The sequence below is a fragment of the Flagellimonas sp. CMM7 genome, assembly GCF_021390195.1.
Lineage (GTDB): Bacteria > Bacteroidota > Bacteroidia > Flavobacteriales > Flavobacteriaceae > Flagellimonas.
Genome location: NZ_CP090003.1, coordinates 4,037,089 through 4,060,792 on the forward strand (window position 1 = coordinate 4,037,089; position 23,704 = coordinate 4,060,792).

Consider the following 23,704-nt stretch of genomic DNA (forward strand, 5'->3'; position numbering starts at 1 on the left):
ATTAAATTGAGATTTAATCTTCAATAAGACCTTGTCCTTCGATCCATGGAGCCCCGGCTGCCTTCAATTCTGCTTCAAGGGAAGGGAGTGTATTTTTTACAAGTACACTTAATTCCTTTTTAATTGATTTTAGTTGACCATCAGCTCTTTTTAAAGCAATCTTGTGGTTTCCAGTAGGCCCGTAAGTATTTCTTAATGCAACTAAACCAATAAAACTGCCATCGCCAGGAGTTGGTGGGTTCTTCTCTCCTACTTCATTTTTAGCAGGACTACCATTCATCTGTTTACTGAGTGATTGTAAGAGTGTTTGGGCATTATAAATTTTTGAGGCCAGCGCTGCAGTTGGTGTTTCAGCTTCATCCATAGCACGTTTCATTGCATTTACTCTAGCAATCGTTTTTTCCAAAATGGAACCCGTTGCTGTCAAATCTTGTTGGAAGTCTTGATACATACTTCTAAACGCATCAATTTCTGTTGTTGGTTTAGCTGGCAAAGCTCCCTTGGATAACGGTTTAACTTCAAAAGATTGAGCACTTGAAAGCTGTTTTAACTCTCCATCTACACGTTGATATAATTCAACAGAATATGTCCCTGGAGTTGCTAAAAACGGTGATCCGAAAAAATCGTCGTCATCACTTTTTGGATTCTTTAGCTTTATTCCAGTTCTATCGGCATAGGTAAGGTCCCAGGAAACACGATTGAACCCTTTCTTATTTGTTCCACTTACGGTATTGACCACTTTCCCATTGCCATCCTTTACAAGAAGCAGTACTGCTGATTTCTCCTGATTTTTTTCTTTTTCCAAAGCTTCCCAACCTGGAAACGAAACATTGCTTTTTTGTTTATTGAGTACTTTTTCCTTCTCTGTTCTTGCATCTTTTAAGGTTTTTAGTTTCTTTGGCAAGAAATAAGTAAACGTTGCTCCGTAGGCAGGGTTTTTTGCAGAATACTCTGAATTCCCTTGACCATAAATCTCATCCTTTTCAATATACCAGTACGCAGGCTTTACTTTAAAAAGAGTAGTTTCTGCCATTTTAGAGGTGTCAAAATCACGTAACGGCGAAATATCGTCTAAAACGTAAAAACCTCTACCAAAAGATGCCCCTATTAAGTCATCTTCTCTTCTTTGAATGGTAATGTCTCTAAAAGATATGGTAGGCAGGCCACCTTCAAGCTGCAGCCAACTGCTTCCGCCATTGCTGGTAAAATAAATGCCGTACTCTGTAGCAGCAAACATAAGACCTTTCTTTTTATGGTCTTGAACAACTCTCCATGTAATCAACTTTTTAGGCAGATTTCCATTAATAAATGTCCAGCTATTTCCTTTGTCGGTACTTTTTAAAAGATATGGCTTGTAATCTCCAGCTTTATGATTGTCCAGCACCAAATAAACAGTGTTGGCGTCGTATAAATCAGCACGTACATCATTCACAAAAGCTCTGTTTGGAACTCCTTTGATATTTCCTAACATTATTTTCCTCCAAGTTTCTCCCCCATTTTCAGTCACCTGAAGAATTCCATCATCCGTTCCAGCATAGATAAGACCTTCTTGCAAAGGTGATTCCGCCAAAGACGTTATGGTGTTGTAATTGGACATTGCACCTACATCCCATGGATTGTCCCAACTTTGTTGTCTTCCCAAAATAGGCAAGGTTAATCGTTCTTCGTTTCTAGTTAAATCTTGGGAGATTGAAGTCCAATCATCTCCTCTATTATCAGATTTCCACACACGGTAAGATGCAAAATACAATCTTTGCGGGTTATGAGGACTTACCAGAATTGGTGCATCCCAATTAAAACGTTCATGTGGCTCACCTTCCGAAGGTTGCGGTTGTATAAAAACAGTTTCTCCAGTTGTTTGGTCAATTCTCCACAGCCAGCCTTGTTGAAATTCACCATAAGTGATATCAGGATTGCCTGGTTCTGTCGCCGATTGATGACCATCAGCCCCCAAAGTAATCCACCAATCGGAATTTAATATTCCTGCTTTGCTCCTTGTTCTGGATGGGCCACCATGAGAACCATTATCTTGTGTTCCTCCATAAATATTGTAAAAAGGTGCCGAATCGTCTACAGCAACCTTATAGTATTGCGTAAGAGGCAGGTTCCCAAAAAACCTCCATGTTTTTGTTAAGTCATAAGATTCATAAAGCCCCCCATCTGTGCCAAAAAGCACATAATTTGGATTTGATTTTTTAAAGGCCATTGCATGACTATCCACATGCTTCTTTTCCTCATTCATAAACTCAAAATGCTTCCCGTGATCATTAGAAATTTGCACGGTATTGCTCATTAAATACAACTTACCTTGTTGATGGGGCGAAGCATACAGTTCTTGGTAATAGTGAGGCCCAGTTCCACCAGAAACGGCATCTGATTGTTTCGTCCATGAAGCTCCTTGATTATTTGTAATGAACAATCCTCCTTTTTTGCGGTCCAATTCAATAGCCGCGTATATGGTTTCATTATCAAATGGGGAAATCGCCAAACCAATTTTACCTAAGTTCGATTTAGGTATTCCATTGGTCAATGCTGTCCAAGTTTCTCCACCATCCGTACTTTTATGTAAGCCCGAGCCAGGACCTCCACCCATATAAGCTGCCACGGTTCTATGTCTGTCCCATGTAGCAGCGTATAAAACATCTGGATTGGTATGATCCATTACAATATCTGTGACTCCTGTCCATTCACTATTCCCAAGTGTTCTTTTCCATGTTTTGCCACCATCTGTGGATTTGTAAAAACCACGCTCTCCACCTTTACTCCAAAGAGGTCCTTGTGAAGCAACCCAAATGATATTGGAATTTTCTGGATGAACTATAATTTTTGAAAGGTGCTCAGAAGTTTTAAGCCCCATATTCTTCCAAGACTTTCCTTCATCATGGCTAACGTAAATACCGTCGCCAAAACCGGAGTGTCTTCCCCCTACATTTTCACCTGAACCCACCCAAATTGTGCTTGGATTGTTAGGGTCTATGGTAACACACCCAATAGAATAGCTGGATTGCTTATCAAAGATGGGTTTCCAAGTAGTACCGGCATTGGTGGTTTTCCATACGCCTCCAGAACCCACTGCCACATACCAAACACTTTCATTGGTTGGATGTATTGCAATGTCAGCTATACGACCCGAAGTTAAAGCAGGTCCAAGGCTTCTAAACTCCAATCCATCAAAAGTAGTGGAGTCTGGTGTTTGTGCTGTTAATTGAAAAGTAAAAAGGATAAATAAGAGTAGCTTGAAGAAAATTTTTGAGTTGTGTTTCATTTGTTGATTTTTTGGTCAAATTAGCACGGTAAGATAACCAAAAGCAATAGGCTTAATTCTAAAAAATATGTGAAAAAAAATCTTTCTTTTAAAAAAGATATGAACTACTTTCTATCGCTTAATCTATAAACAAACTTTAACCCACTCCAGTCCTCATCAATAGCGGCCACTTTAACATCCACAAGCCCTATAGACAAAAGGTGTTCTCGAATAGGTTCACGTTTTAAGTCTGTTTGTATGTTAGAGGAACCTTTGGGCCAACTAACCCATAAAGAGGCATTTGTTTTCAAACTGTTTTTACAGCTGTCGGCCAACGCGATGAGCTCTTTAAAAGAAGTACAGAAAAGGTGAATAAAATCGGCAGATTCCGGTTTTTGATTTTTTAGGAAAGTTACATTCTCAGGAAAACCTTCAAATAGTTTGAAATAATGTTTGGGTTCATTTACCAGAAGAATCAAAAATCCATCTTTAATACCTAGTTTTTTTGAAAGTGGTGTTCCTGAATACCCAGCTGGCATACCATTGTTAGTTTAGTTTTTCTGGAATTTCATCTTTTGAAGTAATACGCCATTTATCATCGTAGATGGAACGATATCTAATTTCAAAATCAAAATCTTTGGAATACAATTCTTCTAAAACTAGAAAAAAGGTATCATAATCCTCTTTGTTTCCGTCAACTTGCAAAATATTTCGAACGCCACCAGCTGGAATTGCTAAACCTCGGTTTATGCTAGCATTGTTTAAAATGGCAATACTATCCATGGACCGGAAATTGGCTTTTAGAAAATCTTTGAATTCCATGTTATGCGTTCTCCCTTTATAAAATAGAATTGTAGTATCTATTATTGCAGGACCTACCCCGTGATTGACCAACTGAAAAGAATATACATTTTTTGATCCAATTTCTGAGGTTTCAATCATTAAATAAGGCATGGCGGAAAGACGACTCTGCTTTTCCATAATATTGGTCTGTCTCACAAATATGATCAAAGTAATCACACTAATGAACATTGCCACAAGCCCGAAAATCTTATCAGAGGTCCAGAATTTTTTCTTCATCTATTAATTCTATTGCACACTCAAATATAAGAAAGCACTGGATTCTTTTTTGGAATCATAGTAAGATTAAACTCAAGTCTTGCTTTCCACAAAGGTTAACAACCCCATTAATGCTTTTTCAATATTCTTTTTGAATATCTTTTTGCCAAAAAGAGTCATTATTAATTTTTTGATTGGAGACCTGGCCGTCCAAAATAGTTCTATTTCGAGCTCGCAGCTATTTTCAGAAATAGGGGTGAAAATATAGAATTGATAAAACTCATCCACAGGCGGCGGACTTGTTGTAAACTCACCATAAATTAGGCTTCCCTGTTTCACCTCTTTTGTAGCAGTAGTAAAGTTTAAATGCTTTCCGTTAACCACGCAAATATGTTCAGAACCAGTACGTGTCACCTCGTTTTCATTATACTCTAAACGATCTATTCCCTCAGTCCAATTATGCCGGTACGAATAGTTGGTAATATACTCCATGAGTTCCTCTGCCGCCACGGGAAATTCTTTCTTTATTTTTATTTGAGGCGGTTTATCAAAATAAACATTATTGGGTTTATCAAATGGACGCAGTTTCAGTTCACTTGGGTCAATTATGGAATAGATATAATCAATCTCCCTACTGTCATATGAATCCGATCCTTGTCTGAATCTAAAAATTTTACTGGAATAGTACGGGGATAACATGATGTCCAAGGCAAGCGTCCTGCTGATTAGGGCATAATTGTCACTATCAACAGAATTTTTCAATAACCTATGGGCCTCAATCACCTGTTCTCCGAAAGGTTTTCTGGTTCCTTGTACCTCAATATGCTGAAGATTACCACTATGGGCAACTATCTTTAACTGAAGGTTTGGTGCAGTAGCACAAGCATTACAAGGACAAATCCTATTTTTCTCCAGCATCTTAAGATGACTGTAGAAAGCGGTGAACATGGATTCAATCTGCGCTAAAAGATTCTCTTGGGACGGAATATCATTTTCTTTATAGAAGAAAAGGGCATCCCCTTCAATCTCCGCCAATTTCAAATCTTGCGTATTCGCATTGAGAAGAACTTCCAAAAGTTCAGATATTACATGTTGACTATGCTCTACCTCAGTAGTCTGGATAAATTTAGTGTACCCAGATATGTCAGGAATAAACAATAAAGATTTGGACATTTTTTTTGACTGATGGTTTATGTTCAGTTGGTCTGGACACGTTTGAAAAACTTACTGATAGGAGAAATACGGGTTATGGATTTTGTTCCTCCATTTCTTCGAGCATCTGTTTAAAACCAAGTGCAACTCCATTGGTCCAACCAAAGCCATCTTGTGTTTCATATTCTCCTCCACCTGATAATAATGATAGATCTTCTACATTATACTTCTCCATCATCTTCCCTGTATTTTTGTAGACTTTCTCATTTAGTGCCAGCCAACGGGTAATAATTTCCTTAGCTTCATCTTTATATCCATAATTTAAAAGTCCTTTTACCGCAATCCACTGTAAGGGCGCCCAACCATTTGGAGCATCCCATTGTTGCCCCGTATGTTCTAGGGTAGTAACAAGTCCTCCATCTTTCAGGAATTTTGAAATAATTGTGTTCTTGACCTGTTCGGCCTGTTCTGCTTCCGCGACCTCAAAATAAAGTGGAAAAACTCCCGCCAAGGTAAGTTCTGGAGTAATACTCTCTTCTTGGAAATTATAATCATGGTACAGGCCGTTTTCCGTATTCCAGAAATACTTTTGAATGGCTTCTTTTCTTTTATGAGCCATATCCTTAAAACGCTTTCCATGGGATTGGTCTCCTCTGATCAAATATGCTTTTGAAATAGTATTTTCCATAAAGTATAGGAGACAGTTTAAATCTACTGGAAGTATTGAAATGGTTTCCGTTGTACCAAAGACGCCTTTTTTACCAAACCATCTAGAGCTAAAATCCCATCCAGAAGCTGCTGCAGACCTAAGATTGGTATACAGTTGTTTTTTAAGTGAATCTGTTTCTAGCTCACTGGCCAGATGAAGATCTTCTTTATATGCTTCTGGTCTTGGTGTAAATCCTTTATCCCAATAACGGTTTAGGAAAACATTCTCGCCAAGTTTAACCACATGATGATTGCTTTCACCTATTTCTGTATTTTCAACTCCATTCATCCAGAAATTATATTCTTTTAGCAATTGGGGCAGATAACTTTCAAGGGTTTTTTCGTCTTTTCTTGATATAGCGTCAACCATCAATGCAAAAAACGGAGGTTGAGACCTTGTTTTATAGTAATTACGGGTGCCGTTTGGTATAAAACCAATGGAATCGATTAGAAAAGCAAAATTGTCCACCATGTCTTTGGCCAAATCATCTCTATCATCAACCAAAAGACCTTCTAGGGTAAAATAGCTGTCCCAATAATAGATTTCTTGAAACCTGCCTCCAGGAACAACATATTTATGTGGTAATGCTATTCTTGATGAGTATTGTATAACATCATCGGGACCTCTTGTCAGGTTATCCCACATAAAGGTAATATGCTCATACATGGTTCTGGTGGTGTCCGTTTCAAACTCCAATGCAACCATGGATTTATCTTCAAAATTCTTTTCTACAAATTCCTTGAGACTAAAGCCATCCAAATCTTTTTCTAGCAGGTATTCTGCCTCAAGTGCTGATGCATCTTTTTTTGGCACTAAATCAACAAAAGCTTTTGAGTCTTTGAAAATGGCAGCTAATTGTACATCTTCAAATAGTTGAGTTTGATATAGGTTTTCAACTTGTACTTTTTCATTTTTTTTACATGAAGCAACTAAAAGAAAAGCAGCAATAAGGCAGGTGTATTGAAGTTTCATAAAAACATGAGTAAGTGGTTGATATTCAATTTAGAAAAATAAGGAATTAATTCAACTCTGTAAATACCTCGGTCAACAATTCCTCAACCAGTTCAAACCTAAGAAGCGGTCCATTTTCTGATCTACTTTGATTATTGAGCATTGCTATACTTACACTGCTGGTAGGTTCATAAAGCATATAGGAACCATACCCTCTCATTCCCCCTGTATGTCCCCATGTTTCCCTTCCAGCTAGATTGATTCGTCTAACACCAAGGCCGTAACCATCAAAGATTGGTGTTCCGGTATCAATAAAAAGAAAGTCCAACATTTTGTTTTTAGATGTTTCTGTCAAAGCATTTCCTTCATATAGGAGGTAAGCCCACATGGAAAGATCTGCTGATGTTGTAAAAACATTGGCAGCAGTAAAAAACACACTATGATAAGCATCTTTAAAATCTGCGGAAATATCTTCTATTTGACCGTTACCATCACTATCTCTCCAAGGATTGGCCACAGGTCCGACAACATTCTCATCTGTCCCAAAATAGGTGTTCGCAAGCCCTAAAGGACCCCAGAACCTGGTTCGCATTGTTTCACCAACTGTTTGTCCAGATACGGCTTTAATAATGAGGCCCAAAATTAGATAGTTTGAATTTGAATATTCATAACGCTCTCCAGCATTAAATATAGGTTCCCCAACATAGGCGATCAACTCTTCAGATGGTATCGCTGTATCTAAATCACTTTCCACCCTTGTCCATATATCTGGATGCTGAAAATACCCTTTTAGACCAGTCAGGTGATTAAGAAGCTGAAAGATTGTAATGTTATCATCAATATTTTCAGATTCCAAGGTTAACCAATCCCCAATAGTATCATCTAAACTTAGCAGTGCTTCTTCTTCTAGTTTTAAAATGGTGGCCGCAACAACGGTTTTTGTAATACTGGCAATACCAAATTTCATGTTAGAAGTGACCATTCCCGTTTCGCTCGAAAACCCACCAACCAAACTCCATTGTTCTTGTCCGTTTACTCTAATAGAGACTGATACACCTTTAAGACCATCGGAAACTTTGGCGTCTATTATTGCTTGCAACCTTTCCTCTATGCTAAGTTCTGCCTGTTCTTCCCCACTCTCATTGTTTTCTTCGGAAGAATTGTCACTTGAACTGCATGACAAAAAGAAAAATACAAGTAAAAAAAGAGAAATATGATTGAAATTTTTCATGCCTAAAGGATAAGATTGATGGGTTAAAATACTAATTTTTAGCTACTATCACCTTAAATCGTATACGATTTGTATATTCACGTATGTATCAGAAGCAAATTCTACGAAATACCGTTAAGACCCATTTATTAGATCAAATACAAAAAGGGGAATTAAAAGTGGGTAAAACCATTAATCTAGCTGCACTTTCTAGAAAGATTGGAGTAAGCGTAACGCCTATTCGTGAGGCTCTAAGCCAATTAGAGCAAGCTAGAATAATTAAAGCTGTCCCTAATAGAGGGTTTGTAGTATCATTGCTTACCAAAAAAGAAGCTAAAAACCTTTATGAAACCATTGCCCAACTGGAAGTAATGGCCCTGGAGAACTCAATTTTTTCTGAAGAAGATGTTCAATCATTACGATTGCAGCAATTGAAGTTACAGCAGTCTCATACGTTTATGACCAGATTAAAAGTAAGGTTTCAATTTCATCACCTTTTGGTTCATAAATGTACCAATACCGTTCTTTTACAGATTTTAGATGATCTTAAAGCTAGACTTCTCTTTTATGAACAAGGTTTTGGTCAGAACGCCTCTTTTTATGAAAATGTAGACAACCAGAACGAAGCAATTGTAAGGGCAATTGAAGAAGATAACCTTCCAACTGCCGCGTTAATACTTAAAATGAACTGGATGGTTGTTATGGAGTATATTGAAAGACAAATGAGCACCTACAAAATGACCAACTAAACTCAAAATAAAGGAGTAAGAATTCCGTTAGTTATCTATAAAATGCTCCCAATGCAGTTTTTAAACAAAGAAATTGAAGTTTTAGTAAGACGAAAGAAATCTAAATCGTTGATTAAAAAACAGATTTCGTGCGGAATCTTTCAAGAGTATGACTCTCAAAGCGAGGATTCAGAAAAAGAATGACTTTTATCCTTTATTAGCATTGTTTACTTTTGAGTAAACCCTATTAACCATTGAACCAAGCTTATCCTGACTTAATTTATAATGGAGTGATGCTATGCATCAATATCCAATTGCTTCTCATTTCGCTATTTTATTTTTATAAGAGGCAATTGAGGCTTGTTATCCTGGGAACACTCTGTTTTTTTGTAGGAGCTATTTTTATCAACAATCTTTATTGGAACATAGTCAAGGAAAGTTTCTTTCTAAGTTTACTCTTGGGTGCAGGTAAAAACCTTTTTTTTGGGCCCCTCATTTACCTTTATGTTTCTACTACCCAAGTACCAAAAAACAAATTAAAGAAGCATATTCTAGCGCATTTGACTTTTCCTTTTCTAGCTCACTTGGTCTATTTGACCATTAAATTTGGATACAGCACTTTTTATGCCGCGAACTATTATTGGGTAGTCATTTCTCTTGGGTATGTTTTATTTGCAATATCACTGTTTTACCTTGTTTTAGGGATTGTCGGTTTTAAAAGGAACACGGTAAAACCCTTATCTCCAAAGGTTAAGAGAAGGTATGGGTATTTTATGTATGTTCTGTTAAGCTATTATTGTGCTATCAATTTATATAACATCTTGCCATACATAACAAATTCGCCATTCTTTGCAGCAAACTTTTTGACGTTAAACAGGTATGTTTTTATGCCTATAGGTTTGCTGATCAATACTTATTTGCTGTTATTTTCAATTACGGAATTTTTCAAATTCAAGTCTTTCTTTGTGACAAGTGGGCTATATCAAAAAACGGATATTGACCCTGCCGGAATGAATGAACTAGCCATTAAGTTAAAAGAGAATTTAATTGAGGGAAAATTGTATACTGACCCCAACTTGACCATCTCTGATCTTGCCAATGAATTGCAAGTTGATAAAGCAAGATTGAGACATTACTTTAAAGAACAAGAAACCAGTTTTAGAAAGTATCTAAACTCTGTTAGAGTTTCTGAGTTTAAAATACTCTTGTTGAATAAAGAATTTCATAATTACAACCTTACAGGGCTATCCACCATGGTTGGGTTTCAGTCAGAAGCTACTTTCTTTAGGGTTTTTAAAGAGATGGAAGGAGTTACCCCAAGTGAATTTCAGCAAAAGAATAGTATAGACTTATAATTCACTAATTTTTGTAAGTGTAAATACGGCGGGGGTGTTTGAAACATTGCAATCATCAACATTCATTTGGGCTACAATCCTATTGGCATTTCCACTTGTATCTAAAGTACCCGAGCCTGTATATGTGCCTGTACAGGGATTTTCTGGAACAATATTAAAATTTACCTGTATTACAAAATTGGTTATGGACATAGTTTCGGGGTTGTAATCAAAATTGAACGTGCCATCTTGCGGATTGCTACTACAGCAAGGCGTAAAGCCATTGGTTTCAAAAAAATCTCCTGCAAATTTGTTTGTAGAGGCCATATTTACTATCAGTGACATTGGTACTGTTATGTCGTCTCCGTTGATAGTAAGCGCAATAGAACCTGTATATAATCCCTCAACAGTGTTGGCGGTAGTTTCATTATCATCATCACCTCCATCATCACTGCTAGAACATGAAATTAATAAGAATATAAAGGTTATTAAAGTGAATGTATTTTTTAAAAGATTTGAATTAGCCATTGATGTTTTTTTATCAATGTTATGCATTAAAGAGATTCTACTTTACAAAAAGTACTATCAAAACGTTTTATTGATACTTATTTGAACAATGAGGCATCTAGCCCTGGAATTAAATTCATGGCATTTTTGTAGTACACCTTTTCAAGGACTTCATTTGGCAAATCTAACCCGTACATAGCCCAAAAAGCATGATACTTTTTGTAGTACGGAAAATATTCATCTGCTGTTTCCAAAACTCTAAAGTACATTGGGAACTCATTGGGTTTCCAACTGTCCTTCCCAAATAAGATTCTATCTTGATATTTAATGAAGAATTGCTTTGCTCTTCTGGGTTGTCGTCCCAATTCGGCAATGATAGCACCAATACCTACAGACATATTTGGCATTTCATCCATTAACTCCCCTAACCTATCCAAATTATTGGCATACCATCCCATGTGCGCATTTATGAATTTGGTTTTAGGGTGTTTTTTAAACATTCGATGTTGTTCATCAATAATTTGCTGCCATGGCGCAGGATTTGTAGCAGATCGCTTTCTTCTTGGTCTTGTCTTTAGTTCTAACCACCTTTCATTATGCCTATCCATAGGGTCCCAGAATGATTTTGGGTCTGCAGCATGTATTAATACCGGAATTCCCAGTTCTCCGCATTTTTCCCATACAGGATCTAACCTTGGGTCGTCTATGGCTATTCTATTACCGTTAGTATCCTTATTTCGTAATCCTAAACTCTTATAAACCTTTAACCCTTTGGCACCACTTTTCACATCCAATTCCAATTGTGCTGCGGCTTGCTCTCCCCAATTTGAATTCCCAACCCCATTAAAATCAACATTGGCAAAAACCACAAACCGATTGGGATAATTTTCATTGACATTTTTGAGCATTGCTCGAAGTCCTTCTCCAGAGCCTCCACTTAGATTCACCATGACCCCCATGTTCATTTTATCCATATCGTTAATCAAACTAGATAAATCTTGGGTCGCCATTCCAAATTGATGGCTGTGAACATCTATAAATGTAAACTTAGCTTTGTTTACAGGGTTTTCAGGAACTACAAGGGTCGATTTTGGGTTGTATTCCTCAAAACCCATATCTTGAGCATATGAAAAGAAAAAGCACAATAAAGTGGTTAAAGTAATAATAGAGGTTCTCATATTTAAGTGTTCATTTTATCAATTAGTTGAGTATAATTTTTTGGAGTGTCAATATCTAATTCTTTTCCCTTCGGAAATACTTGTTTAAGATGTGCCCGATATTTTTGAATGATATGTCTTGCGCCATAATCTTCATTCAGATCCATTAGCTCTGGGACAATGGATTGATGAAAAATTGCAGGAACCCCTAGTCTATTGCCATATGAAGTGGCTACGATTTTAAAAATACCTTTCTTAAATTCTTCTTTTAACTCATTTAAATAGGTCTTGTCAATCAATGGCTGATCGGCAAGCATGATCAAGATTCCTTTCGGATCTTCCGCTTGTTTCAAAATACCTTCAATACCTATGGAAATTGAACTCCCCATACCCGATTGCCAATTTGGATTATAAACGGTTTCCGCATCTAAGGATATAGCTTTTTCTATCTCCTCCTTGTTTGCACCCAAAACCACAAATATGGAATCAGTTACCTGTTTTGCAGTATCTATTGCATTTTCTAAAAGTGTACGAGTTCCCCATGGTAGTAGTTGCTTGACCCTATTCCCCATTCGTGCGGATGCTCCTGCGGCCAATATTAGAATTGAAATCCCTTCTGACATTACCTATGCATGAATTTTTCCGGTCTTATCTTTTAAAAGGGATGGCTCTTTTTTATTGATAACAGCTAAAATCTCGGACATTACGGAAATGGCAATTTCCTGTGGTGTTTCTGCGCCAATGTCAATTCCTGCTGGCCCGTGGATTTGTTCTAGATATCCCTCAGAAATATCAGGACATCTTTCCAATAAATCATTAAAGAGTTTTTCACGCCTTCGTGATGGTCCTAAGAGCCCGATATAGGCCCCTTTTTCCTCCTTAAGTGCTATTAAGAACTGTAAATCTTTCACAAAACTGTGTGTCATAATAACTACTGCAGTCTGTTCATCCATTTTTAATTGGAAGGTTTCAGCTTCTGCGTTCAGGAGTTTTTTTATTCCTGGAAAGTCTTTTTCGGTCTTTTCTTCATTTGGAGTTGCCACAATAGTGACTTCCCAGCCCGTTAAAGCGGCGTATGTACATAATTGAACAGCATCATGTTCAGCACCAATAATTACTAATTGGAAACACGGATACATTTTTTGTTTAAAACTTAAAAGTCCGCCTGCTAAGTTTTCTATTGTCGGGTTTACAAAAAATGAAGCATTATCAAAATTAAAAACGGTATGATACCCTGCATTTTCACTATGTTCTTTATTGTAAAATGAGTTTATAAAAAATGGCTTTCTTTTATTGATTGTGTCCCAAAATTGGGCTATGAAGATTTCGTTTGGTTTAAAGACTTCTAGAAGAATATAAAGAACCCCTTCGCATCCTAAGCGATATCTACCATCGTACACCATTACTTTTGACACTTTATTTGAGAAAACTGATTGTGCCTGTCTCAAGACTTCTTTCTCAACACATCCACCGCTAACAGCACCAACCATGTCCCCATTCTCAAAAATTAACATGCGAACACCAGGCCTGCGATAAGATGATCCATCCAAAGCAACAACGGTGGCCAACACTGCTACGTCACCCAATTGCCGTCTCTTTTCGTATTGTTGAATTATAGTCTTTAACTCATGTGTCATGCTATACTTTTTCTCTTGTGGGTATAAACGAAACTAAATTTTTGCCTTCATCTAAAACTTCTTTTGGGCCTAGCCGAATAAAACCATCCACTTTAGAAAGACCTATGAGGTCACCTGAACCTGTAGTGGTTACTATTTTTGCAAATAGTTCACCATTATGAATACTGATTGTAACCCCAACAAAAAGAGTTAAATCTGTTTTGTTGTGGATTGACTCATTTAAAAATACAGTAAATTCTGGTGTAGCTACTCCCAAAGTTTTGTTAAGCCAAGGTTTAAAATAAACATGGTAATTGACAAAGGTGGACACTGGATTGCCTGGAAATGAAAATACGGTAGTGTTCTTTGACTTCAGTTTTCCAAACCAAAATGGCTTTCCCGGGCGTTGCAAAACTTTATGGAATATTTTTTCCACTCCCAAAGCATCAAAGGTTTCTGGTAAAAAATCAAATTTGCCTTTGGAGACGCCACCACTTAAAAGTAGAACGTCATAATCTGTCACTAGAACTTCCAACGTCTCTTTTAAAGCATCAGGTTCATCAACCAGATGATAGAGGTCTGCAGAAATATTTTCTTTTGCCAGCAATCCCTTCAAGGTAAATGAGTTTGATTTTCTAATTTGATATGGAAGTGGTTTCTCATCTACTTCCACCAATTCGTTACCAGTAGCTATAACTGCAATTTTTGGTGACTTTTTAACCAAAACTTCAGATTTTCCAACAGATGCTAAAACACCTATTTCTGCAGCTGTTATTTGAACACCCGGTTTAAGCAGTTCTTTGCTCTTAACAATATCACTCCCTGTGTAATGAATATTTTGACCTTTTATGACTGGTTTAAGCAATGAAAAAGCTCCATTATCCAAGGAGATATGCTCATACATGACGACAGTATCTGCATTTTCAGGAACCATGGCACCGGTCATTACCTCTATACATTCCGCATTGTCCTGCAGAACTTGTTGTGGACTCCCTGCTTGCGCAATTCCTGAAACTTTAAAGGTTTGATTTGGGGATAAAATTCCATCAGAATTAATGGCAATTCCATCCTTGGTAGCTCTATCAAATGGAGGGAAATCTCTATCCGCAATAATGGTTTCAGCAAGAATCCTATTGTTAGATTGTATAAGGTCAACACGTTCGTCCCCATAATCTTGGGCATTGTCCAGAACCTTTTGTAACGCAGTTTTAAAAGAAATCATGAAAATAGAGTTAGTTCTAATCCGTTTTTTAATAATACACGTATCCCAACAAATAAAACTAGAAACGCCGTAAGCAATTTGATTCTATTTGATGATAGTTTCCCAATACTCATTCTAACACCTAATTGCCCCCCTAACAGCACAACAAATAACAATCCTACAATCTCAGGCCAAAATACTTCAAACGAGTTGCTTATAATCAATCCACCAATACCCGAAATAGAATTAACAAGGATAAAAAAACTTGCCAAAGCGGCTATAACAATGGGTTTGTCCCATTTCATATGGTTAAGTATAGGGGCCAAGAAAATGCCACCACCAATACCAACAAGACCAGATAGCAACCCAATACCTCCACCCAGTATGTAAGAAACATAATTTGGATATTTTTTGATGTTAGTCTTTGGTTTAAGTTTTAAGGTTTGATAGGTAAGTGCTATGGCTGAAATAATTAAGGAACTACCTAAAAGAATAAAAAACACATGTTCCTTTAACCGAAACGAAGCTCCAATAAATGCAAATGGAATACTAGTGACTATAAATGGAAGAAACTTTTTAACCTGTAAGTGTCCGCTTTTATAAAACAGAAGACAACTCCCTAAAACGACAGTTAGATTGCATAAAAGTGCTGTACTTCGTATGGCAAAGAAGCTGGTAAGTACCAATGTTAAAATGGCCAAATAGCTTGAACCACCTCCAAAACCAACAGCAGAGTATAATGTTGCTACAATGAAAAAGGAAAGAAGTAGTAAAATAAAATCGCCAGAGGCTAGGGACATACGGTCATCATTTTATTCATACCTCCTAAAATATGATAAAAAGTCAAGTTTGGATGGGTGGTTCGGAGATGTTTTAATGCCAATTCACTTCTTTTTCCTGACTGACAGATGATATAAATCTCCTTGTTCGAGTCAATTTGATGTTCAAATACATCCAGATTATCCAGAGGGATGTTTACAGCCTCATCCAAATGATTTTGATTAAACTCTTCTGCAGTTCTAACATCAATTAAAGTAAATTTTTTATTTGATTCTCTTAATGATTGGTAAGTTTTTGCGCTTATGGAAGGAACTATATCACAGTCTACAGCTTCATAAAAATCTTGAAGCTGAGTTATTCTCTTGTTGGTAGGATTGGCTTTAAAATTAATTTTGCTAACATGTTGGTTCAGCCCGTTGTATATCATTAGCTTGCCTGAGAGCACTTCCCCTACTCCTGTCAACACCTTTACCGCTTCCAAAGCCTGCAGTGTTCCTATGATTCCTGGAATAACTCCAAGAACACCGTTTTCATTACAATTTGGAACCTCCTCAGCTTTGGGCATTTCTGGATATAAACAACGATAGGTAGGTCCGTTTTGATAGTTAAAAACACTCACATGTCCTTCAAAACCATGCAATGCTCCATAAACAAATGGTTTTTTCAATATTACACACGCATCATTAATGAGGTAGCGTGTTGGAAAGTTGTCAGTTGCATCCACAACAAGGTCATATTCCTTAATGACTTCCACTGCATTTTCCTTGGTCAAAAAAGTATCGTGGGTAGTAAATATTGTTTTAGAATTTTGTGCCGAAAGTTTTTTATGAACCACATCCAACTTCAATCTCCCCAAGTCTTTTTCTGAGTACAGGACTTGTCTTTGCAAATTATGTAACTCAACAACATCTTGATCCATCAATCCCAATGTCCCAACTCCCATTGCATTAAGGTATTGAAGAACAGGTAACCCCAACCCTCCTAGACCTACAACCAAAACTTTAGCTTCAAAAAGCTTTGCTTGCCCATCTGGGCCAAACTCTTTTAGACTGGTTTGTCTTATATACCTAGAATTCATTGGTCATTTCTAATTTAGATTTTATGAATTCATAATCTGAAACAGAATTGGCGTTATACAATAGTTCATCATGCTTTGGATTAATCAATTCCACATCTGAATTAATCAAAAACTTTCTAGGGCAGGTACTTTCAGAAGTTTCCAGATAGGAAATTGCTCTTTTCAACCCCTCTGGTTCCCAAATTGTGATTAAAGGCTCAGGTAAATTGTTTTTTTTTGTGGCATAAGATGTTGCTAATTTCTTAGGGTTTCTATTATCCGCCAAGTTTTTTAAAGCTTTCAAATCAATTAATGGAACGTCACATGCAAGTACAAACCAAGCTGCATTTGGATAGGTTTTGTGAGCACTTAATATTCCATTAAAAGGACCTCGATATTCGTTTTGATCTACAATAGTATTGAAGTCATTGTCCATACCCGATTGTTGTTCTTCGCGCATGCTTAGAAAAACTTTGTCACAAGTACGTTCCAAGAGCTTATACAAGTGTTCTTGTTGTGGAATGGAATGATATTTAATCAATCCTTTATCAGATCCCATGCGAGTGCTCTTTCCTCCTGCCAATACCAAACCATATAAATTGGCTGCCTTATTTCCTCCTATTTCTTTCATAATCAAAGTAGTAATGGTAACGTTAACCGCCAATGGAAGTCATGGAGCTATCAAAAACGGTCGTGGAGTGTTCATTCTGTGCTTCAAAACCTGTTTTAGCTCGGTTCCCAACAGCTTCTAAAATAGCATTCTTCACATTTTTTTCTGCCGAAGCTTTACGCATGATATCCCTCAGGTTTGCTTTCGGCTTACCATACAAACAGGTAATGACATCTCCGGTAGCAGTGACCCTAAGCCTATTACAACTTCCACAAAAAGTTCTGCTGAAAGATGGAATAATACCAAATGTGCCTTTATGACCTTGTATTTTGTAATTGACAGATGTGGATGTCGCTGGTGATACTAGCTTTTCAAAATTTGGGTATTCTTTTATAATATGCTCCAGAATTGCTTTATGATTCCATTTAATAGCGACAAAGTTTTTGGAACCTCCGTTAAAAGGCATTTCTTCAAGAAACCGTACAGAAACATTGTAATGCTTCATCAATTCCAAAATAGGAAGAATGTCCTGCTCATTTTGGCCATCTAAAACAATAAAATTAATGCGGACATTGAACCCTTCGGTAATAAGCCGGATTAAATTGTTGTGTACGGTATCAAATTGTTTCCTTCTGGTAATGCGTTCAAAAGTCTCCCTATTTATGGAATCCAAACTGACATTAACATTTTTAATGCCAAGTTCCTTCAGTTCATCAATATATGGACCGATTAATGTCGCATTCGTAGTGACAGAAATGTCATCTAGACCTTTCATCTCACTTAATTCTCTCAACAAAACCATCAAATCCTTCCTTACAAAAGGTTCTCCCCCAGTAATTCGGATTTTATCTATTCCCTGGTCTACCAAAATCCGGCTCACTTGCGAGAGCTCTTTTATGGACAGCAGCTTGTCATTTTTTACAAAATCGATACCTTCTGAAGGCATACAATAATTACATCGCAAATTGCACCTGTCTGTTACAGCGAGTCTTAAGTAATTAATTTGTCTATTGTGGTTGTCTATCAACATAATTTATCCTCCATAGCTATCGTAAGATACTATTTATGCGCTTATTATCCACCACTAACTGGAGGGATAAGCGCTATTTCATCGTAAGAATTAATGGTTTCATTATCCTCGGCATATGCATTGTTAACAGCAACAGCCAAAGAGGATAATTTATTGAGTTCTGGATAGGTTTCACCCAGAAACTGTTTTAATTCTTTTACGGTTTTTGGAATTTTTCTACCTGTAACACTAGATGTGGGGACAGATAAGGTGGAACTTCCCACAATATCTTTGGTAACCCCAAACAATAATATCGTCATAAAATCAACCTATAATTTCCTTGCTCGGTACTTTTAAAAGTTCTGGTGTTTTGGTGAATGGTTGTTTATAGAGTCTATTGCCGGTAGCTGCTTTGAATGCATTTGCTACTGCACCACCTGCTGGAGGTAAGGTCGGTTCCCCTAATCCGGTAGGTGAAAACTCATTTTTTACAAAGTGTGTTTCCACTAAAGGTGCCTCTCTCATTCTAATCATTCGGTATTTATCAAAATTGCTGGCCGTTGGTCTTCCGTTTTCAAATTGCAATTCGCCATACATGGAATGTCCAACGCCATCTATAACGCCACCTTCAATTTGATTTAGTGCTCCCATAGGGTTAACAACAATTCCGCAGTCTACCACGCAAGTAATTTTCTTAACCACTGGCTCACCATTTTCAACTTCAACATCCGCAACTTCGGCTACATGGGTATTATGGCAATAGTAGCTCACAAACCCCTGATGTATGTTTTTAGGTTTTGTTCCCCAACCAGATTTCTCAACGGCAACTTTAATTACCTCCTTCATACGGTCCGGTGAGTACTGAATTCGTTCATCTTCTTCTGGCTTGACCTTATCGAGTAGATCCAATCTCATTTGAATTTTATCTACTTCCATCAACTCAGCCAGTTCATCAAAGAAACTTTGCTCAGCATACGCCAAGAAATTGGTATATGGAGCTCTCCAAGCCCCTGTAGTAATATTACTCTTATAATTAGCAGTATCCACTTGGTAATTTTCTATGGCACCAGCCGGAAAGAAGTTAGGAATCAACCCATACATGTTATCGTTGATGGCCGCTTCTTTTAAATGGTAAGCTGTTACTTTTCCATCCTTCACCCCTGCTTTGATCCTGTATTTGATGGCCATTCTATAAATACCATCTTCCATATCATCTTCTCTGGAGTAAACTACCTTAACTGGCTTTTTGATGACACTGGAGATTTCTGCAGCTTCAAGTACAAAATCCCCATAGAGCCTTCTACCAAAACCACCACCCATTCGGGTCATTTCTAAGTAAATGTCACTTTCTTCTCTTCCAAACATTTTGGCTACAAGACCTGCCTTCCATGCTGGAGTTTGAATTGGGCCTGCCAAATGTACTCTCTCTTCGGTAACGTTTGCAAAGAAGTTCATAGGCTCCATACAGTTATGAGGTAAAAAAGGAGACTCATAAGTACGTTCCAAAATTTCATCAGCTTCGGCAAAAGCCTTTTTTATATTACCATCTGAACGTTCGGTTTTAAAGTTACTTCCATCTAATAAATCTGTAAGTATCTTATCATGTTCTTCGGTACTTTCCATGGATGTGTCCTCTTCCCATTCAGCCTCAATTGCTTCTTTTGCTTTCATCGCCTGCCATGTAGACTCGGCAACCACCACAACCTTATCACTTGCAGATATTTTGCTAGAGAAACTAGGGTCTTCTGCAAGAAGTCCTCTAACCTTTTCACCAATTTTTATAACATTCAGCACACCCGGCATTGCTTTTGCCGCTGTGTCATCATAGGAAACCAATTTATGACCAAATGCTGGTGGACGTACCACGGCTGCATAGACCATTCCGTCAACTTTATAATCCAATCCAAACAAAGGTTGCCCTGTGGCAATCTTATGGATGTCTACATTGGGAGCATCTTTACCAATAATTTTATAATCTTTTGGTTCTTTTAATGCCACATCTTCCGGAACTTCCAACATGGATGCTTCTTTTACGACATCTCCAAAGCCCAAAGTTTCACCTGCGGCATTGGTGATAACACCATCGCTAACAGTGCATTCTGACGCGTCAACTCCCCAACGAGCTGCCGCAGCATTGACCAACATTTGTTTAGCAGTGGCACCTGTTTGTCTTAGGGCGTCCCACCCATGACGAATGGATTGACTACCTCCTGCTACTTGTCTAGTATAGTTTTCAGTATCTAGAATACCTTGTTCAACATAGACATCTTTCCATGCCACATCAAGCTCTTCGGCAATAATCATTGGCATGGAGGTTTTTACGCCTTGGCCTATTTCAGGATTAGGAGAGAAAATGGTTACTGCTCCATTATCTGCAATTTTGATAAAAGCGTTGAAGTCATTGTAATTTAACTGGGAAAGATCTATTGGTGGTGCGGCTTTTGGCTTGCACGCCTGGAATAAGTTGAAACCAATCAGCATACCGCCCCCTGCGAGAGATGAGGTTCGCATAAAAGCTCTTCTGCTGAATGTTAATGCTGTATTTGTTGACATTTTTGTTGTTTTTGTTGTAAAAAGTTGGTGTTAAATTAATCCATGTTATCAGCTGCAATCATGACAGCTTTTCGGATTCTGGAGTAGGATGCGCATCTACAAATGTTACCATGCATTGCATTTTTTACATCGTCTTCTGTAGGGTTTGGGTTATTCTCCAAAAATGCTGACGCGGTCATAATTTGTCCAGCTTGGCAATAACCGCATTGAGGAACATCCACTTCCTTCCATGCTTCTTGCACAGGGTGGGTTCCATCCTCGGATAGTCCTTCTATAGTGGTAATGGATTTACCGTCCAGCTGGTCCAATGTCATGGAGCAACTTCTCATTGCTGTTCCATCTACATGAATGGTACAGGCTCCACACTGCCCAATTCCACATCCATACTTGGTGCCGACCAAATCTAAATGATCTCTTAGCACCCATAAAACTGGAGTGTCCTCAGAAACATCTACTGTTTTGGATTCTCCATTGACTTTAATTTGATACGTTGGCATAGTTTCTTGAATTGATTGAATTTCAATTAGATTTCTTGTTGAAGTTACCAAAATTTGAATTGATTGACTTTTTTTTAACAAGACGGGGCTTTTTTTAACTTTTCTTTAAATCTATTGTTGGTTTGCGAAGTAATTTTCAAATAAAATGAGCGTTTTGCAAGAAGAACCTCAACTATTATAAAATGAAAAACACATTGCAATACCTCATTATTTCAATTTTTACAATTGTTCTTTTTTCCTGTGGAAATGCTGACGATGATGCTAGTTTCGACCTTAATCAAGGTGAATTGGGACAAGGGAAAGATCCAGATAATTGTCTTGGTTTTGAAGATAACGAACTGTTGTTGTCCATTCAGGATCAATTTACAGCATTGCCAGGAAAGGTTTCCATTCTGTTCAAAGTTTCTGACCTTCAGGGAAACCCTATTTCTGGTTTAACGGCAAATCAGTTTACCATATATGAGCAAGGCAGAAATGATGATTGTTTTAACACCATCTCATCTTCTGAATCACAAGCCAGAATTTCTTCAAACTCCCAAGTTTTTAGCAATAACACCTTATTGATTCTGGATTTGAGCAATAGCGTGTTAGAAAGCAGTCTAGAAGAATTAAAGACAGCTTCAACCAGTTTTGTTGCCAATGTGATTCCATCACCTGAAACTGACTCTTTTAAAATGGCGATTTATTGGTTTGACGGAGAAAATGAATTACACCTTCTCAACCCATTAACATCCTCTGCAACAGAACTCACCGCTGCCATTGATGGCATTACAGCTGATATTAGTAATGATCCTTCAACTGACTTGTATGGAGCAGTTATTAAATCAACGAATATTGCTGAAGATTTAATTCAAGAAAACAATAAGGCTTCGGTAATAGGTGCTGCTTCCATTGTTTTATTTACCGATGGTACAGATCAAGCATCTCGTTTTACTGAAGAAGCCGCTCTAAAAGCTGTCAATGACACAAATCGTAATATTTCCTTTTTTACTATTGGTCTTGGCGCTGAAATTGATACCCAAGTATTAACAGAAATTGGAAAAACAGCCAGTGTTTTTGCTGGTAATAAAGAAGAACTGGAAACCACATTCACGCAGATATCTCAACGAGTATCTGAACAAGCCAATAGTTTCTACCTTTTTGAATATTGTACTCCCAAACGCGATGGCAGTGGAAACAACAACTTGGTTATTCAACTAAGTAATGGTGGTCTTCAAGGAGCGGTACAAACCAGGTTCAGTGCTGATGGATTTACTGGAGGATGTGAATAATCTTCTCATAAATAGCCATTTAAAATCCTATAACAAAATCGTTTGCTTGTGTCTTTTATAAAGTATTATCTTGGCACTATATGTAAATGTTTTTGTTATGATTTCTACTAAAAAGTTGTGTTCTGTTTTCATTTTCACATTTGTTCTTTGTTGCTCTTTCAACGCAAATAGTCAAGATGCAAATCCTTTAGAGGGTAGATGGGATATTGAAATGGAATTTGAAGGAAAGACCGTTCCTTCTTGGTTAGAAATTAGACATTCTGGGCATGCCACGTTTATTGGTCGCTTCGTATTTGCTTTTGGGAGTGCAAGACCTGTATCAGAAGTCAAAATTCAAGACAACACCTTTAGTTTCAGTATTCCACGACAATGGGAGCCTGAAGGAGACGATATGCAGTTTGAAGGCACTTTGAAAGATAATGCTCTAAAAGGCACTATGAAATATACCAATGGGACCACTTGGAATTGGAAAGGAGTTAAGTCACCAAAACTAGACTACAACGAAAACCCTGAATGGGATAAACCTATAGCCCTTTTTAATGGAAAGGATTTATCTGGATGGAACACGGATGGTGATAACCAATGGGTGGTTAAAGACGGGGTATTAACAAGTCCTAAATCCGGTATAAACCTCATTAGTGATGAAAAGTTCATGGATTTTAAACTGCATGCCGAGTTCCGTTATCCAGAAGGCAGTAACAGCGGTATTTATCTTCGTGGCCGTTATGAAGTTCAAATAGCGGACAATATTGGGCTTGAGCCTTCTGATATTTATTTTGGAGGTATCTATGGGTTTTTGGAACCCAATGAAAATGCTGCCAAAGCTGCCAATGAATGGCAGACTTATGATATTACCTTGATTGGAAGAAGAGTAACCATTGTGGCCAATGGGAAAACCATTATCAGTGACCAAACCATTCCGGGAATTACCGGAGGTGCTTTGGATAGCAGGGAATGGCAACCAGGTTCTTTTATGATTCAAGGAGACCATGGCCCCGTTGAATTTAAAAGTTTTGAGGTTACACCTATTAAATCACCATCTTACGAATAAGGTACTTG

At 37.6% G+C, this 23,704-nt stretch carries 22 protein-coding genes; 4 read left to right on the forward strand and 18 right to left on the reverse strand.

The features are described 5' to 3' along the window. Window positions 1-13: 13 nt before the first annotated feature. From LV704_RS18260 to LV704_RS18285, 6 genes are all read right to left on the reverse strand, one after another. Window positions 14-3,265 (reverse strand): glycosyl hydrolase, encoded by a 3,252-nt coding sequence (locus tag LV704_RS18260; RefSeq protein WP_163422248.1) that lies wholly within the window; start codon window positions 3,263-3,265, stop codon window positions 14-16. Window positions 3,266-3,369: 104 nt separating this feature from the next. After that, window positions 3,370-3,783, reverse strand: coding sequence for a DUF3052 domain-containing protein (locus tag LV704_RS18265; RefSeq protein WP_163422247.1), 414 nt, complete (start codon window positions 3,781-3,783; stop codon window positions 3,370-3,372). A 7-nt stretch (window positions 3,784-3,790) separates the two neighbouring features. After that, window positions 3,791-4,324, reverse strand: a complete 534-nt coding sequence (locus LV704_RS18270; RefSeq protein WP_163422246.1) for a hypothetical protein — start codon at window positions 4,322-4,324, stop codon at window positions 3,791-3,793. Window positions 4,325-4,396: 72 nt separating this feature from the next. Beyond that, window positions 4,397-5,476, reverse strand: a complete 1,080-nt coding sequence (locus LV704_RS18275; protein ID WP_163422245.1) for a DUF2652 domain-containing protein — start codon at window positions 5,474-5,476, stop codon at window positions 4,397-4,399. A 73-nt stretch (window positions 5,477-5,549) separates the two neighbouring features. Continuing rightward, window positions 5,550-7,136: an alpha,alpha-trehalase TreF gene (gene treF / locus LV704_RS18280; protein ID WP_163422244.1), complete on the reverse strand. Its 1,587-nt coding sequence runs from the start codon at window positions 7,134-7,136 to the stop codon at window positions 5,550-5,552. A gap of 46 nt (window positions 7,137-7,182) precedes the next feature. After that, complete coding sequence (locus tag LV704_RS18285; protein WP_163422243.1) at window positions 7,183-8,346, reverse strand: serine hydrolase; 1,164 nt, start codon at window positions 8,344-8,346, stop codon at window positions 7,183-7,185. Between the two features lie 83 nt (window positions 8,347-8,429). On the opposite strand from LV704_RS18285, the gene LV704_RS18290 reads away from it, so the two are divergent. After that, entirely contained in the window at window positions 8,430-9,074 is a 645-nt protein-coding gene (locus tag LV704_RS18290; RefSeq protein ID WP_163422242.1) for a GntR family transcriptional regulator, read from the forward strand. Window positions 9,075-9,406: 332 nt separating this feature from the next. Beyond that, window positions 9,407-10,408 carry a helix-turn-helix transcriptional regulator gene (locus LV704_RS18295; protein WP_163422241.1) on the forward strand — a complete coding sequence of 334 codons (1,002 nt, stop codon included), beginning with the start codon at window positions 9,407-9,409 and terminating at the stop codon, window positions 10,406-10,408. On the opposite strand, the gene LV704_RS18300 is transcribed toward LV704_RS18295, so the two are convergent. From LV704_RS18300 to LV704_RS18355, 12 genes are all read right to left on the reverse strand, one after another. Next, window positions 10,403-10,915, reverse strand: coding sequence for a hypothetical protein (locus LV704_RS18300; RefSeq protein ID WP_163422240.1), 513 nt, complete (start codon window positions 10,913-10,915; stop codon window positions 10,403-10,405). The two genes, LV704_RS18295 and LV704_RS18300, sit on opposite strands and share 6 nt — an antisense overlap. 77 nt (window positions 10,916-10,992) lie before the next feature. Further along, a complete protein-coding gene (locus LV704_RS18305; RefSeq protein ID WP_163422239.1) occupies window positions 10,993-12,072 on the reverse strand; it encodes an amidohydrolase family protein in 1,080 nt (359 codons plus the stop codon). A gap of 2 nt (window positions 12,073-12,074) precedes the next feature. Further along, complete coding sequence (locus LV704_RS18310) at window positions 12,075-12,674, reverse strand: NTP transferase domain-containing protein (RefSeq protein ID WP_163422238.1); 600 nt, start codon at window positions 12,672-12,674, stop codon at window positions 12,075-12,077. 3 nt (window positions 12,675-12,677) lie between these two features. After that, entirely contained in the window at window positions 12,678-13,688 is a 1,011-nt protein-coding gene (locus LV704_RS18315) for an XdhC family protein (protein ID WP_163422237.1), read from the reverse strand. Between the two features lies 1 nt (window position 13,689). Then, a complete protein-coding gene (locus LV704_RS18320; RefSeq protein WP_163422236.1) occupies window positions 13,690-14,889 on the reverse strand; it encodes a molybdopterin molybdotransferase MoeA in 1,200 nt (399 codons plus the stop codon). Continuing rightward, window positions 14,886-15,668, reverse strand: a complete 783-nt coding sequence (locus LV704_RS18325) for a sulfite exporter TauE/SafE family protein (RefSeq protein WP_163422235.1) — start codon at window positions 15,666-15,668, stop codon at window positions 14,886-14,888. Before LV704_RS18325 ends, LV704_RS18320 begins: the two co-directional genes overlap by 4 nt. Next, a complete protein-coding gene (locus tag LV704_RS18330; protein ID WP_163422234.1) occupies window positions 15,659-16,726 on the reverse strand; it encodes a HesA/MoeB/ThiF family protein in 1,068 nt (355 codons plus the stop codon). The genes LV704_RS18325 and LV704_RS18330 overlap by 10 nt, the downstream gene beginning before the upstream one ends. Further along, on the reverse strand, window positions 16,716-17,336 hold the full coding sequence (locus LV704_RS18335; RefSeq protein WP_163422233.1) for an NTP transferase domain-containing protein: 621 nt from the start codon (window positions 17,334-17,336) through the stop codon (window positions 16,716-16,718). Before LV704_RS18335 ends, LV704_RS18330 begins: the two co-directional genes overlap by 11 nt. A gap of 22 nt (window positions 17,337-17,358) precedes the next feature. Continuing rightward, window positions 17,359-18,345, reverse strand: a complete 987-nt coding sequence (gene moaA, locus LV704_RS18340) for a GTP 3',8-cyclase MoaA (protein WP_163422232.1) — start codon at window positions 18,343-18,345, stop codon at window positions 17,359-17,361. A gap of 44 nt (window positions 18,346-18,389) precedes the next feature. Beyond that, complete coding sequence (locus tag LV704_RS18345) at window positions 18,390-18,644, reverse strand: MoaD/ThiS family protein (protein ID WP_163422231.1); 255 nt, start codon at window positions 18,642-18,644, stop codon at window positions 18,390-18,392. Between the two features lie 4 nt (window positions 18,645-18,648). Beyond that, window positions 18,649-20,877 (reverse strand): xanthine dehydrogenase family protein molybdopterin-binding subunit, encoded by a 2,229-nt coding sequence (locus LV704_RS18350; RefSeq protein WP_233782087.1) that lies wholly within the window; start codon window positions 20,875-20,877, stop codon window positions 18,649-18,651. A gap of 35 nt (window positions 20,878-20,912) precedes the next feature. Then, window positions 20,913-21,374, reverse strand: coding sequence for a (2Fe-2S)-binding protein (locus LV704_RS18355; RefSeq protein ID WP_163422230.1), 462 nt, complete (start codon window positions 21,372-21,374; stop codon window positions 20,913-20,915). Between the two features lie 182 nt (window positions 21,375-21,556). Between LV704_RS18355 and LV704_RS18360 the strand changes: the two genes are divergently transcribed. Then, window positions 21,557-22,645 (forward strand): VWA domain-containing protein, encoded by a 1,089-nt coding sequence (locus LV704_RS18360; RefSeq protein WP_163422229.1) that lies wholly within the window; start codon window positions 21,557-21,559, stop codon window positions 22,643-22,645. 97 nt (window positions 22,646-22,742) lie between these two features. After that, the gene (locus LV704_RS18365; RefSeq protein WP_163422228.1) at window positions 22,743-23,696 is read left to right on the forward strand and encodes a DUF1080 domain-containing protein; all 954 of its coding nucleotides are present in this window, start codon (window positions 22,743-22,745) and stop codon (window positions 23,694-23,696) included. The last annotated feature ends 8 nt before the right edge of the window (window positions 23,697-23,704 follow it).

Excerpts from the sequence above, each read along its gene's own strand:
- LV704_RS18260 (WP_163422248.1), bottom strand. The coding sequence starts at position 3,265 with ATGAAACACAACTCAAAAATTTTCTTCAAGCTACTCTTATTTATCCTT.
- LV704_RS18265 (WP_163422247.1), bottom strand. The coding sequence starts at position 3,783 with ATGCCAGCTGGGTATTCAGGAACACCACTTTCAAAAAAACTAGGTATT.
- LV704_RS18270 (WP_163422246.1), bottom strand. The coding sequence starts at position 4,324 with ATGAAGAAAAAATTCTGGACCTCTGATAAGATTTTCGGGCTTGTGGCA.
- LV704_RS18275 (WP_163422245.1), bottom strand. The coding sequence starts at position 5,476 with ATGTCCAAATCTTTATTGTTTATTCCTGACATATCTGGGTACACTAAA.
- treF (WP_163422244.1), bottom strand. The coding sequence starts at position 7,136 with ATGAAACTTCAATACACCTGCCTTATTGCTGCTTTTCTTTTAGTTGCT.
- LV704_RS18285 (WP_163422243.1), bottom strand. The coding sequence starts at position 8,346 with ATGAAAAATTTCAATCATATTTCTCTTTTTTTACTTGTATTTTTCTTT.
- LV704_RS18290 (WP_163422242.1), top strand. The coding sequence starts at position 8,430 with ATGTATCAGAAGCAAATTCTACGAAATACCGTTAAGACCCATTTATTA.
- LV704_RS18300 (WP_163422240.1), bottom strand. The coding sequence starts at position 10,915 with ATGGCTAATTCAAATCTTTTAAAAAATACATTCACTTTAATAACCTTT.
- LV704_RS18305 (WP_163422239.1), bottom strand. The coding sequence starts at position 12,072 with ATGAGAACCTCTATTATTACTTTAACCACTTTATTGTGCTTTTTCTTT.
- LV704_RS18310 (WP_163422238.1), bottom strand. The coding sequence starts at position 12,674 with ATGTCAGAAGGGATTTCAATTCTAATATTGGCCGCAGGAGCATCCGCA.
- LV704_RS18315 (WP_163422237.1), bottom strand. The coding sequence starts at position 13,688 with ATGACACATGAGTTAAAGACTATAATTCAACAATACGAAAAGAGACGG.
- LV704_RS18320 (WP_163422236.1), bottom strand. The coding sequence starts at position 14,889 with ATGATTTCTTTTAAAACTGCGTTACAAAAGGTTCTGGACAATGCCCAA.
- LV704_RS18325 (WP_163422235.1), bottom strand. The coding sequence starts at position 15,668 with ATGTCCCTAGCCTCTGGCGATTTTATTTTACTACTTCTTTCCTTTTTC.
- LV704_RS18330 (WP_163422234.1), bottom strand. The coding sequence starts at position 16,726 with ATGAATTCTAGGTATATAAGACAAACCAGTCTAAAAGAGTTTGGCCCA.
- LV704_RS18335 (WP_163422233.1), bottom strand. The coding sequence starts at position 17,336 with ATGAAAGAAATAGGAGGAAATAAGGCAGCCAATTTATATGGTTTGGTA.
- moaA (WP_163422232.1), bottom strand. The coding sequence starts at position 18,345 with ATGTTGATAGACAACCACAATAGACAAATTAATTACTTAAGACTCGCT.
- LV704_RS18345 (WP_163422231.1), bottom strand. The coding sequence starts at position 18,644 with ATGACGATATTATTGTTTGGGGTTACCAAAGATATTGTGGGAAGTTCC.
- LV704_RS18350 (WP_233782087.1), bottom strand. The coding sequence starts at position 20,877 with ATGTCAACAAATACAGCATTAACATTCAGCAGAAGAGCTTTTATGCGA.
- LV704_RS18355 (WP_163422230.1), bottom strand. The coding sequence starts at position 21,374 with ATGCCAACGTATCAAATTAAAGTCAATGGAGAATCCAAAACAGTAGAT.
- LV704_RS18360 (WP_163422229.1), top strand. The coding sequence starts at position 21,557 with ATGAAAAACACATTGCAATACCTCATTATTTCAATTTTTACAATTGTT.
- LV704_RS18365 (WP_163422228.1), top strand. The coding sequence starts at position 22,743 with ATGATTTCTACTAAAAAGTTGTGTTCTGTTTTCATTTTCACATTTGTT.